12 protein-coding genes and 4 pseudogenes are annotated in these 14,729 nt (G+C 67.1%); 11 read left to right on the forward strand and 5 right to left on the reverse strand.

Annotated elements, in window-relative coordinates; translation table 11 throughout:
• Positions 1-173 precede the first annotated feature (173 nt).
• Positions 174-696, forward strand: a pseudogene (locus Q8A52_RS44470) (transposase); the annotation flags it as partial.
• Between the two features lie 68 nt (positions 697-764).
• Here the strand turns inward: Q8A52_RS44470 and Q8A52_RS44475 are convergent.
• Positions 765-1,178 (reverse strand): hypothetical protein, encoded by a 414-nt coding sequence (locus Q8A52_RS44475; protein WP_316763387.1) that lies wholly within the window; start codon positions 1,176-1,178, stop codon positions 765-767.
• 759 nt (positions 1,179-1,937) lie between these two features.
• On the opposite strand from Q8A52_RS44475, the gene Q8A52_RS44480 reads away from it, so the two are divergent.
• Positions 1,938-3,158, forward strand: a complete 1,221-nt coding sequence (locus Q8A52_RS44480) for an RNA-guided endonuclease InsQ/TnpB family protein (protein WP_316763389.1) — start codon at positions 1,938-1,940, stop codon at positions 3,156-3,158.
• 205 nt (positions 3,159-3,363) lie between these two features.
• Here Q8A52_RS44480 and Q8A52_RS44485 read toward each other — a convergent pair whose 3' ends face one another.
• Positions 3,364-4,263 (reverse strand): sterol desaturase family protein, encoded by a 900-nt coding sequence (locus Q8A52_RS44485; protein WP_316763392.1) that lies wholly within the window; start codon positions 4,261-4,263, stop codon positions 3,364-3,366.
• 112 nt (positions 4,264-4,375) lie between these two features.
• Between Q8A52_RS44485 and Q8A52_RS44490 the strand changes: the two genes are divergently transcribed.
• On the forward strand, positions 4,376-5,479 hold the full coding sequence (locus Q8A52_RS44490) for an AraC family transcriptional regulator (RefSeq protein ID WP_316763394.1): 1,104 nt from the start codon (positions 4,376-4,378) through the stop codon (positions 5,477-5,479).
• A gap of 7 nt (positions 5,480-5,486) precedes the next feature.
• A pseudogene (locus Q8A52_RS44495) lies at positions 5,487-6,138 on the forward strand (transposase); the annotation flags it as partial.
• A 522-nt stretch (positions 6,139-6,660) separates the two neighbouring features.
• Here Q8A52_RS44495 and Q8A52_RS44500 read toward each other — a convergent pair.
• Complete coding sequence (locus Q8A52_RS44500; RefSeq protein ID WP_316763397.1) at positions 6,661-7,356, reverse strand: TetR/AcrR family transcriptional regulator; 696 nt, start codon at positions 7,354-7,356, stop codon at positions 6,661-6,663.
• A 97-nt stretch (positions 7,357-7,453) separates the two neighbouring features.
• On the opposite strand from Q8A52_RS44500, the gene Q8A52_RS44505 reads away from it, so the two are divergent.
• The 4 genes and pseudogenes from Q8A52_RS44505 to Q8A52_RS44520 all read left to right on the forward strand — a co-directional run bounded on the left by Q8A52_RS44505 (position 7,454) and on the right by Q8A52_RS44520 (position 12,154).
• On the forward strand, positions 7,454-8,185 hold the full coding sequence (locus tag Q8A52_RS44505) for a DUF4386 family protein (RefSeq protein WP_316763401.1): 732 nt from the start codon (positions 7,454-7,456) through the stop codon (positions 8,183-8,185).
• A 608-nt stretch (positions 8,186-8,793) separates the two neighbouring features.
• Positions 8,794-9,867: a hypothetical protein gene (locus Q8A52_RS44510; protein WP_316763403.1), complete on the forward strand. Its 1,074-nt coding sequence runs from the start codon at positions 8,794-8,796 to the stop codon at positions 9,865-9,867.
• A 678-nt stretch (positions 9,868-10,545) separates the two neighbouring features.
• Entirely contained in the window at positions 10,546-11,118 is a 573-nt protein-coding gene (locus tag Q8A52_RS44515) for a GNAT family N-acetyltransferase (RefSeq protein ID WP_316763515.1), read from the forward strand.
• 186 nt (positions 11,119-11,304) lie between these two features.
• Positions 11,305-12,154 (forward strand): annotated as a pseudogene (locus Q8A52_RS44520) (IS5 family transposase).
• Positions 12,155-12,193: 39 nt separating this feature from the next.
• Here Q8A52_RS44520 and Q8A52_RS44525 read toward each other — a convergent pair.
• Entirely contained in the window at positions 12,194-12,460 is a 267-nt protein-coding gene (locus tag Q8A52_RS44525) for a hypothetical protein (protein WP_408649361.1), read from the reverse strand.
• Positions 12,457-12,861, reverse strand: coding sequence for a DUF6328 family protein (locus Q8A52_RS44530; RefSeq protein WP_316763406.1), 405 nt, complete (start codon positions 12,859-12,861; stop codon positions 12,457-12,459). The genes Q8A52_RS44525 and Q8A52_RS44530 overlap by 4 nt, the downstream gene beginning before the upstream one ends.
• Here Q8A52_RS44530 and Q8A52_RS44535 point away from each other — a divergent pair.
• From Q8A52_RS44535 to Q8A52_RS44545, 3 genes and pseudogenes are all read left to right on the forward strand, one after another.
• Positions 12,792-12,977: pseudogene (locus Q8A52_RS44535) on the forward strand (HAD-IA family hydrolase); the annotation flags it as partial. The gene Q8A52_RS44530 and the pseudogene Q8A52_RS44535 overlap by 70 nt on opposite strands.
• 251 nt (positions 12,978-13,228) lie before the next feature.
• The gene (locus Q8A52_RS44540) at positions 13,229-13,789 is read left to right on the forward strand and encodes a hypothetical protein (protein WP_316763409.1); all 561 of its coding nucleotides are present in this window, start codon (positions 13,229-13,231) and stop codon (positions 13,787-13,789) included.
• Positions 13,790-13,819: 30 nt separating this feature from the next.
• Complete coding sequence (locus tag Q8A52_RS44545) at positions 13,820-14,380, forward strand: hypothetical protein (protein ID WP_316763412.1); 561 nt, start codon at positions 13,820-13,822, stop codon at positions 14,378-14,380.
• Positions 14,381-14,729: the final 349 nt, after the last annotated feature.

Genomic DNA, 14,729 nt, shown 5'->3' on the forward strand with positions numbered 1-14,729 from the left:
ACGCCTCGTGGAGCGCCGGTAAGACCAGGACGAAAGTCCCGGCACAGCGCGGTGAAGCAGGAAGCCCCCGGAAGGGTCAGCCGACCCAGACCGGAATCCCTGGACTTTAGGCCAGGGAGCACGTCAAGGGTTCTACATCCCTGAGCTCCGCCGTCGTCTCCGCGCTGGCCTGGGGACGACGTCCCCATCCGGTCACGCTGATCGTCGACTCGCAGTTAGTCAAGGGCGCGTCCATCGTGAGCAAGGCGACGCGTGGCTTCGATCCCGCAAAGCTGATCAACTGTCGGAAGAGACATGTTGCGGTGGACACGAAGGGCTCGCCGTGATGATCATGGTGACGCCCGCCGACATGCAGGACCGGGATGCCGCCTGCGAACTGCTCTGGCGCCTTCGCCTCATTCACCCGGAGATCACCCAGGTCTGGGCCGACTCCGTCTACGCTGGCCAGCTCCTGACCTGGGCCGAGGACTGTCTCCACATCACTCTCAAGACCGTCTCCCGCCCCAAGGGAGTCAAAGGGTTCGTCGTCCTCCCGCGAGGCTCGCGAGTCGAACGTACCCTGGGGGGATCATGAACGCCCGCGGCAACGCGAGGGACTACGAGCGCCTCCCGCAGCACAGCGAAGCCCATCTGAACCGGGCACTCATCACCCTCATGACCGAGCGGCTTACCCGGAAGATGCCCACCCCGGGCTGGTAGAAGAAACCGGCCTCCACAGCTTGAGCCGGTGACGAGGGCGGATCGGGGCCATCCTCTTCGCCAAGCTACTTCCTGTCAGACGCTGAAACGGCATCCCACCCAAGCACGCGGTGGATGTGAGCAGTCTTCGGGTAGGAGGTGTCGGACCCCGAGCGAGGGCCGATCTCGAAGAGGTCGATCATCAAGAAGAGCGGGTAGCCGGGAGACTGAGGCATCCGTTTCACGACAGCGCCCTCGCAGCCGATGAGCGTTCCTGATGGTCCCCAGATGGCTGTCCAGGTGTGGGGCTTCGACGCATCCAAGGGAAGGACAACTTCCGTCATGTCGGTTGCCAGCCGCGCGTCTGAATGCGCTTTCACTCCGCACCGGGCGTGAGTCTTCCCCTCGCCGACAGCCTCGGCGTCGATCTCGAAGATGCAGATCTCGCCGCTGTCTTTCTCGGACAGATGCTCCGTCCCCACAAGCCACGCCGCGAGCATGCACCCCTCATTCACACTCGCGCTCACGGTCACATCCACACGTCCAGCGGTGGGCGCCCACAGCAAACGCTCTGGTGTCTCCGTGCGGACAACGAGTCCATCCGAACGATGCCGGTGTGTTCCTCGCCGAGAGCCCGCTGGACCGGAAAAGACCCCGGTTTGCAGGTTGGACACGCGAAGCGGAGCGTCTTCCTCTCGCCAATCGAGCTGGTCAGCGTCGATACGGAGCCGCAGCCCGGAATCGTCCATGTCATAGCGTGCCTGAGACCGCTCGGGTGACGTCCAGTGCGGAAGATAGTGATCGACCCAGCGATCTTCCCTGAGCTGCGGAGCGGTGAAATCTTCCTCAAAGTCGGGCCCATGAGCCGGGGGCACAGGCAGGGGTCCGAAACTAGTCCTCATCACACCATCCTGTCAGACGATGGCACCATGCAAAGCACCGCAAGGGTCGTCCCGGACGGTCGCCACCCTCCTTCCACGTGTTCGGCATGGCGAGCGCTCAGCGTGGTCCATCGGGGGTTGAAACGACACCATAGTCAGGGCTCGGGGCTCGCGGGCGACGCGGCCCAGATCGGTTCACCGGGTTCCTCCGAGGATGCTCCGTCCTTTGGGGCGGGGAGGAATCGGACTCCTGCGGAGCAGGGCAGAGGTAGCCGTTTCGCCGTCAGGGCGAAATGGCGTCCACGCCAAGACGGGGTGAGGAACCCCGCCAAGATCGATTGTTCTCAATTGTCAGTCCTCCCAGATAGGTTGATGTTCATGACGACCGAAGCGAAGACGGAGGATGCCGGGTACGCCCGGTGGACCTTCCGGCTGCGCGTGTCGTCCACCGCCCGCACCGCACTTGAGGCGGAATGGGACCGGTGCCGGTGGATCTGGAACGAGTCCGTCGCCAAGTCCAAGGCGACACATCTGCACAACAAGGCCACCGGCGAGAAGCAGACGTGCGGCCCGGCCCAGCTCGACAAGATGCTGACCGAGGCCCGCAAGCGCACGGCGTGGCTGCGTGAGGGCTCCAGCGTTCCGCAACAGCAGTTGATACGCGACTTCGGCAAATCCCGCGCCAAGGCGCACAAGGACATCAAGGACCGGCTGCCCCTGGCACGCCGGGCGGGTATGCCGCGCTGGAAGAAGAAGCGCGAGGCGCGCCCGAGCCTCAGCTACACCCGGCGCGGGTTCCGCCTCAAAGACGGCCGTCTGCACCTGGCCGGGGGCATCGTGCTGAGCGTTGTGTGGTCGCGGGACCTTGAGGCCGACCCGTCCAGCGTCCGCGTCTACCAGGACAGCACCGGGGCGTGGTACGCCTCCTTCGTCGTCCCCGCGATTGTCGAACCGCTTCCGGAAACCGGGCGTGTGATCGGTATCGACTGGGGCGTCAGGGAGAGTGCGACCACCACCAGCGACGACCACGACCTTCCCCACGCCCAGCACGGGAAGACGGCCGTGCAGAAACTCGCCCGCTATCAGCGGATGATGGCACGGCGCAAGCCGAAGCGCGGACAGGCCGGATCGAAGGGCTACCGCGAAGCGAAGCGGCAGAGGGCGAAGCTGCACAAGAAGGTGGCCCGGCAACGCCTGGACACGGCCCGCAAGTGGGGCAAGAAGGCTGTCCGCGACCACGACGCTTTGGCAGTGGAGGACTTCCGCCCGAAGTTCCTCGCCAAGACCACCATGGCCCGCAAAGCCGCCGACGCCGCCATCTCGGCGACGAAGGCGGCCCTGATCGAGATGGGCCGCAAGCACGGGCGGGACGTCCGCCTCGTGCACCCCGCGCACACCACGATGGACTGTGCGCAGTGCGGAGCGAGAACCAAGCACGCACTACCTCTCTCAGAACGAACGTACGCCTGCACCGCGTGCGGAGCCGTCTCGCCCCGAGACAAGAACTCCGCCCGCGTGATGCTGGTCCGGGCTGGTCTCAACCCGGCTAGTGCTGATCGCGGAAGACCAGACCAGGCGCTGCCTGGCCTGGCAGCGTGAGCTAGAAATCCCCGATCAGCCCTGGAGGGTGAAGAATCCCCTCCCTTCAGGGAGGGGAGGTTTCAACAGGCATGGGCTCGTGTCCAGCTGCTCGAAGCCGTCTGGTGCCGCAAGCAGCCGAGCGAATGGCGAAGGAAACGCGCCTTCGAGCTGGACCTCTTTGACGACAAGGGGAAAGAGAGAAGGGGGAACCGAAACGGGGGGGTCACTCGGCCGGGCTGGGGTTCATGGTGCGTGCTCGGCGGAACGGCCAGGCGAGGGTGGCGTGGAATCGGCGCGGGTCGGGGTAGGCAGCGGGGTCGTCGAGCCCGAGACGTTCGGGCACTCGGTCAGGTTCGTAGACGAAGGTGCGGAAGACGATGTCCCAGACCGCCAGCACCGAGCTGTAGTTGACTCGCTCTCCCGCGCCATGGTGCCAGCGGTGGGTCTCGGCGCCGATCAGGAGATAGTTGAGCGGCCCGGTGCGGATATCGGAATTGACGTGGCTGATCGTCTGCTGAAGATTCAGTACCACCAGGGCCAGGAACGCAGCATCAGGGCCGGCGCCGCTGAACCGGAACACCAGCAGGGAGATCACGAACCGGGAGACCACCAGGTCGATCGGGTGAAAGACCGGGTGCATGAGCACGTAGAGCTGGGACGGCGCGTGGTGCACTCCGTGGGCCCGCCACAGTCGTGGGAGGGTGTGCGCGGCCCGGTGGTAGCCATACCAGAGCAGGTCCAGGGCGAGCAGCACGACCAATGCCTGGACGAGGAGCGGCAGGCGCGCGACCGGTCCGAAGCCGCCGTCCGGGACGAAGCGGGCCGCGACCAGGGAAACGCCCATCGTCGCCACCTGCTCGACCACGAACGCCAGGCCGATGAACGGCAGGTCGCGGCCGACGAGGCTGTCCCGGGTCATCCGCCAGCGGTCCAGGAGCGGGTTGACGCGCTCCACGGTGAAGGCTGCGGCGACGGTGCCGATGGTCAGCAGAGCGAGGACGGCGTCCTGCGACATCGCCAGACGATGGGTGACGGCGGCCCAGACCACTACGGCCGTTACTGTCGCGAGCAAGGGGTAGGTACCGTAGGTCAGACCCGGCCGTACCGGGATTTTGAGTTCCATGCAGCCAACTTCGCAGCCGAACCGAGAGGCGGGCTTTCCCGTGGGCGTACCCCACTTGCCTTCTCGCGCATCCGCAGTCCAGGACACCGAAAGCACAGGCGGCACCGCCCTGATGGAGACGGAACTACGGGCGTACGCGCTCAGGCAGGGCGCCGATCCGGACCTTTCCCCGACAGATGACCATGCGCGGGCGGACTGGCTCGTACCGCTGTGGGAGGCCCTGGGACAGATCGGCGTGGAGCACCCCGGGCTGGCGTTCGCGGCGTCGTCCGATACCACCGCGCTCGGAGGAGTGCTGGCGCCGATCCTCGCCAACAGCCCGGACGTCGACGCGATGTTGGACAGCCTGGGGCGCTTCCACCCCCTCATCGGCCACAACGAGCTGGTCGTCCGACGGTGCCCCGCCGGCGATGGGGCCGCCTCGGTTTCGGTGAGTCTGCGGGACCTAGACGGTGGCGCGGCGCACCCGGACACCGTGGACGCCTGTTTCGCGATGCTGTGTACCATCGCTCGCCGGCTCGCCGGGGAGAGCGTGGCGCCGGACCGGGTGCTGCTGAGGAGGCCCGAGCCGACCCGGCCGCAGGCATACCGCCGAGCGCTGGGCCCGGTGGCATTCGGGCAGCCGACGGATGCCTGCGTCTTCGGGGTGGGCGCGCTGCGCGCGCGGGTGCGGCATGCCGATCCGGTGGTGCTGGCGATGCTCGCTCCCTATGCGCAACGGCAGCTCTCGTTGAACCGCATGCCGTGGTCGTCGAAGGTGCGGGCGGTTCTGCAGAAGGGTTCGGGAGCGGCCGACCCGCCCCGGCTCGCGGATGTGGCGCGGACGATGGCGGTAGGCCGCCGCACACTCCAGTTGCGGCTCCAGGAGGAGGGGTTCTCCTTCTCCGCCCTGGTCGAGGAAGAGCGGCGAGAGCAGGCGCTGGCCCTGCTGGCGGAACCAGAACCGGCCGGACTGCCCATGACCGCCATCGCAGCGCGGGTGGGTTTCGCCACCCCGGCTGCGTTCACGCGTGCCGTTCGAAGGTGGACGGGCATGCCCCCGTCGGCATACCGGCAGGCTGCGAGCAACGATCGCGAGCGCTCCGACATGACTGGCCCGAACAGGGCGGGCAGCGCCGGTCTGCGCGCGGAAGCGGACGCGGCAGGTCACGACCGTGCTCCCCAACCGGGCGATGAACCTCGGGACCGCCCGGCCGCGCCACCTCCGCACCGGTGAGGGCGGTATCCCACGGGCAAGGGGCTACAGCGGTAGATCTTCTCCTGCGACGCGAGTGCCACTGACGGACAGGGAGTGGGAGTTCATCGGGCCGTATGTGCCGATCGGCGAGTACGGCCCCTATCCCGAGCGGCTGCGGCAGCAGTTCGAGGGTGCGATCTGGCGGTTCAGGACCGGCGGACGGTGGCGGGATGCCGCAGGGGTTCGGTGCCTCGTCGACCGTCCCCAACCGCTGCCGCCAGCGGCGCGATGCCGGCGTCTTCGAGGCCCTGCTGGAGGGCCTGATCGCGGAGGCTGCGCAGCGGGGTGAGGTGGATCTGTCCCTGGTCAGCTTCGACTCCACCACCACACTGGAGAAGGCTGCCGCCGAGGCAGCAAAGGCCCGGTCGAAGGGGGCAGCCTCGAAGGACAGGACGGACAGGACACCGAGACCGATCACGGGCGGGAGGCGCGACGACGCATCCGACGTCGGCGAAAACTCCGACTGAAGGCCGCCCTCCTGACGCGCCAGGGGCGGGCAAACCAGCAGGGTTCACCTCGCCGCCGACCGCAGGTGCCGCCCGCTGGCGTTCGTGGTGACCGCGGGCCAGGCCGCGGACAGTCCGCAGTTCGTCCCCGTGCTGGGGAAGATACGGGTCCGCGGCCCCGTTGGCCGCCCCAGCGTGTTGATCACGGCCTGGATCCGGGCGACGAACTTCCGGTCCCATCAGCTGCGGTCTGGTCGGCGAGGAGCACCACGTTGGCGCTCCCTCTTCCGGCAAGGCGGCGAGCATTCCCCGAACCCTGGCCAACGGCAGGGGAATTGATACCGATCTCAGAGCGAGTCCGGCCGTGTGAGCATTGCCTGGCCCCTGCCCGGACCTGGCTGGTGTGTCCGGTCAACGGCAGGCCCCAGCCGTTCGCCGTGGCCATGTCCCACAGGGGTGGGTCGGCGCCCCTGCTGCGGCCGCACTCCGATCCATTCGCCCCGGCCAGGTCCCACACGCGTCCGCCCGAGGTCACGGCAACGAAACGGCCCTCCCGTGTCGGCGCTCCTAGCGATCCGATGCATCCTCAGGCACTGACAGGCCACTGCTCACGGCCAGCCTCTGAGACGGCTGATGGGCCACCATGCGCCGTGGTCCGGCCTTCAAGTCGACCTCCCGCCCTCGCGCTTGCCGAGTTCCGTGCCGTGCGATGGGCTACTCCTGCGCTGGGCCGACCGGGCCGGCAAAGCCGTCGACGACCCGGTCCAGACCCCAGCGGAACTGTTCCGTGGTGATGTAACGCGACATCACGTCGGCGCTGGCCGCCGTGAGCGGGTACGCCTCCGCGGGGACGGCGTCGAAGGCTGCCCTACGGGCCGCGACACGCTGGGCCTCGGGCGGGGCGGGGCGGGTGGGTTCGACTTCCGCGGCCTCCAGCGCGATCGAGCCGAGGACGTAGACGATCAGCAGGTAGGAAGCGCGGGCGCTGTCGCGTTCGTCGAGGCCGGCCTCGACGAGAAGTGCGAGCAGCGCCTCTCCGAGGGCCAGTGCCCGGGGGCCGTCCATGGGGGCACCTAGGAGCATGGCGGTGGCACCCGGGTGGTCCAGGAGCCGGGACCGCAGACTCAGGGCGAGATCGTGCAGGCGCTGCCGCCAGGGCCGGGCCGGATCCGCCAGTGCGCCCAAGTCGTACTCCCCGATGAGGCGGTCTGCCACGGCCCGCAGGACGGCTGCCTTGTCGGGAAAGTACGTGTAGAGCGCGTTGGGTGCGACCCCGAGTTCGGCGGCGATGCCCCGGATCGACACCGCGTCGGCGCCACGCCGGTCGAGCAGTTGGAGGGCCGCTTCCACGATCGCGCCGTCGGTCAGGTTGCGCCGCGGGCCGGGCCGTCCGCGCTGGGCCGTCGTCATCCCTACCTCCTCTTGACCCGATCACTGTACGCCGTCCAGAATCTCTGTACGCCGTCCAATCTGTACGGCGTACAGAGATAAGAGAGAGGGGTGCATCATGCCCGCGAGGTCCGCCCATGCCGTCACCGGGGCGCTGCTCGTCGGTGGAGCCGTGCTGGTCAATGTCGCGTTTGCGCTGCTGAGCGGGGCCTTCGACTACCCTCACGTGCTCCAGCAGCCGGACGAGGCAGTGCTGCTGCGCTTTCACACCCACACCTTGGTGATCGGCGCCCTGTTCACCCTGCTCGCGCTGGGCGCAGCCACGCTCGCACCGATCGCCCTGCGCACCGCACGGATGGCCGGGGGCGGGCGTACGGCAGCCGCCGCGGCAGTCACAGGCGTGGCCGCCGCAGCCGTGCAGGTGGCCGGACTGCTGCGCTGGCCGCTGCTCGTCCCGCCGCTGGCCGACCGCGTCGCCGACCCCGACGGCTCGGCCGCCGCACGGGCCGACGCGGTGGAACTGTTCGCAAAGCTGAACAGCGTGCTGGGGCAGATCGTCGGCGAAACCCTCGGCTATCTGCTGACTGCCGCCTGGACCGTACTGATCGTGACAGCACTGCGTCGCCGCTTTCTCATCGCGCGCCCGGTCGCCGCCCTGGCCCTGGCCTGCGTACCGCTGATCCTCGCAGGTCTTCTCGTGCCCTTCGGCATACCCGGCGCCGACCAGGCGAATTTCGCCGGATACGTGCTCTGGAGCCTGTGGCTGATCGTGCTGGGAATCGGGATGCTGCGCTCACGCCGGATCCAGAGCGAAGTGCGGGACCATGGAGGAACGGCCGCAAGGGCCTGAGACGTCCCCGGACCAGGTCGGCCCACAAGGTGTTGGCCGGGGGCAGGACAGAGAGCATACTCAAGATCGGATCCGTCGTGCCGCGTGTGGGTAATCCCGGTTGCGACTAAGGAAACCCGTGCTCAACTGCCCCCGAGCTCAGAGAGATGCCGGTGCAGGAACACCCCCGGCTGCCGGAGGCGTGCCGGTATCGGCAGTATCACGCGACTCGGCATACGCCTCGAAGAAAGAGCGGTCGCACGCGTTGGATGTAGTGCCGCCTGGCACACATGATGCCGTGGCAGCGCCATGAGCGGCGATGGTGGTATTAGGACTGGAACGTGACAGTCCGAGAGCGCTGGGCGGCTGCAGGGGCCGAAGTCCCTTGACCCGCACGCAGTTTGTGCTCGCTTCGGTTCTGCGCCGAGCTACAGTGACCTGCCTTGACGGTCCGTCGATGACGGGCCTGCTCTCGATCGACTTGGCCGGACCATCACCCGGGTCCGGCGCTCCGGGAAGGACACAGCGTGACAGACACGGGGTCTCAGAGCCAGGCGCAAAACGACAAGGGGAGCGACAGACCGAAGGAGCGGCGATTCGGGTCGGCGAGGCGCGGGCGACTGCAGGAAGTGGCGAGCGGCAACGGACTCGGCGCCGTGCGGCGGGTGCACCGCTCCCGGCTCCCCCTGTGGACACGACCATTCTCGCCGTTGTGGACGGCAGCCCTGGGCGGCCTCTGCCTTGTCCTGGTGCTGGTCCGCAATCCCGTCGCGGCGGTCCTTCTCGCCCTGCTCATACCTGCCGGATTGTTCATCTACGCCTCTGCCGTACCGTCGAGGCTCCCGGGGGGCCGGCAGTGGATCGCGGTGTGCGAGGGCGGACTTGTCGTCGCACACGAGTACCGCCCAGTACGCGCCGTTGTCTGGGCCGATGTACGGGAGTGGCGGGAGGCACCCACCATGCCCGGTCCCGAGACGTCCGGCGTGCTGGTCGTCGAGGGTGAGGGCGAGGGTGCGGAGATTGCGATCGGCACGGTCAGCGGACGCGGCGATCTGGTCCGCGCCCTCGTGACCCGTGCTCCGGCCCCGCGCAACCACTGGCGAGGTGTCCGCGTCGCTGCAGCCGCGATCGTACTGGCGGGCGTCCTCGGCTGGCTGGCGAAGTGGCAGTTCCTTCCCCGGCACGAGGACACGCTGCCCAGCGTCGACAAACTGGGCGCGGCCTGCGGGACTCCTGGCGTTGCCTACGACAGCGCAGCCACCTACGGCAGCTCGCTTCCCCGTCCGCTTGTCATCTACCAGGAAACGGACGGCGACTACTACCGCTACCCGCTCGCCGAGACCGCCTCCGCGTCATCAGCCATCAACCCCCAAACGTCCGACATGGTGCAGTTGATCGCCTGTGTACGACGTGACAACGACTTCGGTCGCACCACTAACACCAAGTGCGACTACGCCTACAACAACGGGTTGGGAACCATCTCCAACGCCGGACGGATGCCGGACCGAACCCTCTACATCGAGACCGCCCACTATGTCGTGAACATCTATGAACTGCGCACTCACCACAAGGTCGCGTCTCGCCAGATCGACGGGGACGACATGGCATGTCCCGGGTCGATCCTGCTCTCGGAGGGCACCATCTACAGCAGGATCAGCAACGAAACCCTCCACCGAGTGCTCGACCCCTTGACACGCTCCTGAACGAATCGCTCGCAGGGCGGCGGCCCTCACCCGTTCGCCGGGGGACGCCACCCCTGCGCACCAGAATCCTCTGCACGCCTCAACCGGCCCTGTGCGCAACCGGTTCAGCGCGTCGACGGCTGTGGTGATCAGCGTCCTGGTCTGTGCTCCGTAGACAGCGATGGCGGACAGCTCGGCGAACGCCTTTACGTAGTCGGCTATCTCCCCGGGCTGCGTGACGATGAGGTGCGCGGAGACGAGTTCCACGTTCACCTGGGCGTCGTAGGCGAACGATGGCGCAACGGACGAGGTGCCTCGGGTCGGATCAAGGCATATCCATCAATCAACGCGGCACCCATCGATGAACCGAGCGACCCCACGCGCTATCTCCGCGAGGCCGACCGCATCCACACAGTCGACCGGCTACTGGAGGAGGCCACCATCCGGGCGATCGCCGCCGAGCTGGGGCGCAGCCCACCGACGATCAGCGGCAAAGTCCGCCGCAACTTGCCGGGTGCTGCCCACACCATGCCGTACTCAAGCCGACACAGCGGGCTCAGGCATACGATCGAGGGGAAACTGCCCAGTAGGCATTGTGAGCGGACACGTCGTTATCCCACCCGTCGAGAAAACCCGTTGCGAGTGACCCGCATCGGATGTCTTATTGATCGGCCACCGATCAGGGGAGGGAACATGAGCATGTCGCTGCCCACCCCGTCGTTGCACACCGCTCGCCTTCAACTGCGTGCCTTCGAAGACGCGGATGCGAACGACCTGTTCGCACTGCACAGCAGCGCCTATGTGCTGCGCTACTGGGACGCGCCACCGTGGAGCGAACCCGTGCGCGCCGAGCAGTTCATCACGGCTTGCCGGCAGATGGCGCAGGAAGGCACCGGGTCGCGGCTGGCCGTAGATCGTGTCTCCGACGGGGCGTTCATCGGCTGGTGCAGCCTGAACAGGTGGAATCCGGACTACCGCAGCGCGTCGCTTGGCTACTGCTTCGACGATGCGGCGTGGGGCTACGGCTACGCGACCGAGGCCGCGCGCGCTTTGCTGCGGTGGGCATTCGACACGCTGGACCTAAATCGCGTCCAAGCTGAGACCGATACGCGCAACGTGGCATCTGCCCGCGTGCTCGAGAAGCTCGGCTTCGTGCGGGAAGGGACGTTGCGGGAAGACTGCGTCGTCAACGGCGAGGTCTCTGACTCGTGGGTCTACGGGCTGATCAGGCGGGAGTGGCGGCCGTCGTCCGAGCCGGCTCCCGCCCACTGAGTTCCGTCGCTCGGCACCCGGTATCGGCTAACCCCAAGCACCTGATCACTGCACCTCATCCACACAGACAAAGAGTTACATATCGCCCTCTGATCAGAGGTCGTTTTCACCTCAACCATTCCCGTATCACCTGGATTGCGGGTTGCAGGCATCCGATACCAGTGAGGTTGTCGGTGCGATGGAGCCCTGAGTGATCTGTCCGATGCTCGCTGGGAGTTGATCGAGCCGGTCCTGGCGGCCTGGTTTCGAGCGCTGCGGCCGGGCCCTGGACTTCGGGCGTCCGCCCGAGCACGAAATGCGCGAGATCATGAACGCGATCCTCTATGTGGACCGCACTGGGGTGCAGTGGCGCTACCTGCCGCGCGATTTCCCGCCCTGGGAGACGGTCTACGGCTACTTCGCCAAGTGGCAAAAGGAAGGGGTGTTTGCTCAGCTCAACGGTCTGCTGCGGGAGTTGGTGCGGCGAAAGGAGGGGCGGAACGCGGAGCCGTCGGCCTGCGTGATCGACGCGCAGAGCGTGAAGACCTCCACCAGCGTTCCCGCCACGAGTCAGGGCGTAGACGCGGGCAAGAGGATCGTGGGCCGGAAGCGGAGCATCGTGACCGACACGATCGGCCTCCTCCTGGCGGCTGGTCACCGCGGCCACTGTCCAGGACTCCGTGGCCGGCACCCAACTGCTCGACCGGGTTACCGCCGGCCATCCCGGCATCCGCAAGGTGTGGGTCCACGGCGGCTACCGCCAGCACTTTGTCGAACATGCCGCCACTCTCGGCATCGACATGGAAATCGTCGCGCGCACCCCGGGACCAGGGGATTCACCCCGATACCGAAGCGGTGGGCGGTCGAGCGGACCTACGGCTGGCTGATGCAGATGAGCGTGTATGTGTCAGCAGCCCCGAGTCCGTTTGTCTGCCCGGCGGCGTCCCAGGCGGCGTCCCCGCTGGCAAGCAGCCGGTTGACGCAGGCGAGCACCTGGTTGGTCCGAGCCACCTCGAGGCCCTCTGCGCGTGGATGGCGGCACGGGCCCACCGCGTGAGGGCCGCCGCGGCCAGGCCCAGCTGGCCTGCTGGTGAGGTCAGCCGGCGCTCCACGCATGGGCGGCACCGCCGCGCCATTCGACACACCGCGGGTCGTCCAGGAGGACATCCGGGTCCGTGATGCCCGCGGCTTCGAGGAAAACCACCAGGTCCTGGTCGCTGTAGGCGGTGCCGAGAATCTTGTCGTGGCCGTGGATGTGCACGGTGACTCTCCGCCCGCCCGTGTGGGAGGGTCGGTGCACGACGACCGGTGCGCTCATCACGCCTCCCAGCCTGCTGCCAGTGCCGGACAGCAAATTGGTCATATACGTCGTAGTACCCACGGCACCAAGAACCACAGGACGACGAACATCGCAGCACTAGCGGTCGTAACAGCGATGGCGGCGATGCCGCCCACCACAAGATCCATCAGCAGGAGAACAGCGCCGTTGAGGGCCAGCGCGAGACATGCGAGGCCGACTTCCGCGTACAGGGAGGACAAGGCAACGATGCGAGGCTTCACGCCGCGCCGGAACAGGCTGCGGTGCAAGGCCAGCGGGATAGCCAGGACGGCAGACGTGACGACGGTCAGCAGCAGCGTGACGACATAGATGTCACGCTGGAACGCAGTGAGCTGCGGAAAGCGAGGGGTGAAGTTTTCAGCGGACGGTCTCGCCACTGCCGGGCGTGATCGTGGACGCGGGCGCTGTCGCGGAGGGCAAGCCATCTCCCGTCCCGTATCTGCAGGCCGTCGAGCTTCTCGGTGCCGCGGCGGGAGACTGCCTGGTCATCGCGGACGCCCCGTCCGGAGTGCGGTCCGGGCTGCGCGCCGGGAAGACGGTGTAGGGCGTGAGCTCCCTCGTTGACTGCACGCGCCGTCCGCGTGCTTCGTCGTCCCGCTCCGTACTTCGCGGGAAAGCCTCCTCACACCCGACGGCCCTCCCCCGGTGGTGACCGCCGGAACGTGGCGCGATTCCACTCTGGGCGCTGCGGCGCTCGGCCGCCTGACATCTGATGGCCATGGAAACAGGTGATTAGCGGACGAGTGGGAACTCGGGCGGCGCGTATCACTACTCGCAGAGGAGGACGTACCTATGTCCACGGGAACGCTGCTGGCGATCATCATCCCGATCGTGGTGGTGCTCGCCCTGGCCGCTCTGGCGGTCTCACTCATGATGCGGCGACGCCGTCACCTCCGTGAACGCTTTGGCCCGGAGTACGAACGGACCGTCGAGCAATCGGACAACCGGCGCACAGCCGAACGCGAACTCAAAGAGCGTGAAAAGCGGCACGATGCGCTGGACATCAAGCCGCTGCCCCCGGTCTCACATGACCGCTACACGCGGGAGTGGAACAGCGTCCAAGAGGAGTTCGTGGACCAGCCAGAGAACGCGGTGCACGACGCAGACCGGCTGGTGACTGCGCTGATGCACGACCGCGGATACCCCACCGAGGGATTCGATCAGCAGATGAGGGACCTCTCGGTGGAACACGGGCGCACCCTCGAACACTACCGTGCCGCGCACAAGGTGGAGTCTCTCAGCAACCGCAGCCAAGCCACGACCGAAGAGCTACGCGGTGCCATGATCCACTACCGCGCCCTGTTCGAAGAGCTGCTCTCCGACGGCGGCCGGGCCGACCCTGCCCGCTCCTGACACCGCCCGGACTCGGCAAGGAGGAACACAATGCACGGCAACGACGAAGCACGCCGCACCGGCGGCCTGACCACCGAAGACCTCGCGCAACCTTCAGGAGCCGCCACCACCGGGTCACCGCAAGAAACCGAGGAAGTCTCCTCAGGAGCCCCGATCTACCCCGGTGAGAGCACGGCAACGACCAAGACGCAGAGCCCGGCCGACAATGAACGCGAAGGGTCTACCCCCAGTGACTCCGACGCCACGGCCGACACAACCGGCTCACCCGGCACCACAGATGCCCCGGGCATGCCGGACACATCCGATAGCTCTGTCGATGAAGCTCCACAGCTCCTCACCCAAGGCGAGGACCGGGACTTCCGCAACCGCTGGCAGGAAATACAGAACAAATTCGTGGACGACCCCCGCGAAGCCGTGCACGACGCCGACACACTCGTCGCAGACGTCATGCAGACCCTGGCCACCACGTTCGCTCAGCACAAAAAAGACCTGGAAGACCAATGGGGGCAGGGCAAGCAGGTGGACACGGAGGAGCTGCGCAGGGCTCTGCGTCGCTACCGCTCCTTCTTCAACCGGCTGCTCAGCACCTGAAACGGGCTGCTCAGCCTCTCGAGAGGGCACGGACACCAGGTCATTCCGGTCATGCGAAATCGGCAGTCGTACCACAAGTGACGCGGTGGTCTTGGGCGCAGCGCTGACTGGAACTGCGGTGATTCTGTGCCCCGGTGGAGTCTGGGCCGGTCAGTCTGACGGAGGTGGCCCGCTGAACTGGGCATCGAGCCAGGAGAGTTTGCGGGCATGCACCGTCGCTTCGCGGTGGTTCCCGGGCTCAAGCCCAGGTCAGCTCTGGTGATGAGGGCAAAATCCTCGCGCACCTGGGCATCCCGAAGGTCTACTCGTTCCACCTGGCGCTGTCGTACTCGCGCGACCCGGTCTGCTG

It is taken from the genome of Streptomyces herbicida (assembly GCF_032656585.1).
In the GTDB taxonomy this organism is placed as follows: domain Bacteria; phylum Actinomycetota; class Actinomycetes; order Streptomycetales; family Streptomycetaceae; genus Streptomyces; species Streptomyces herbicida.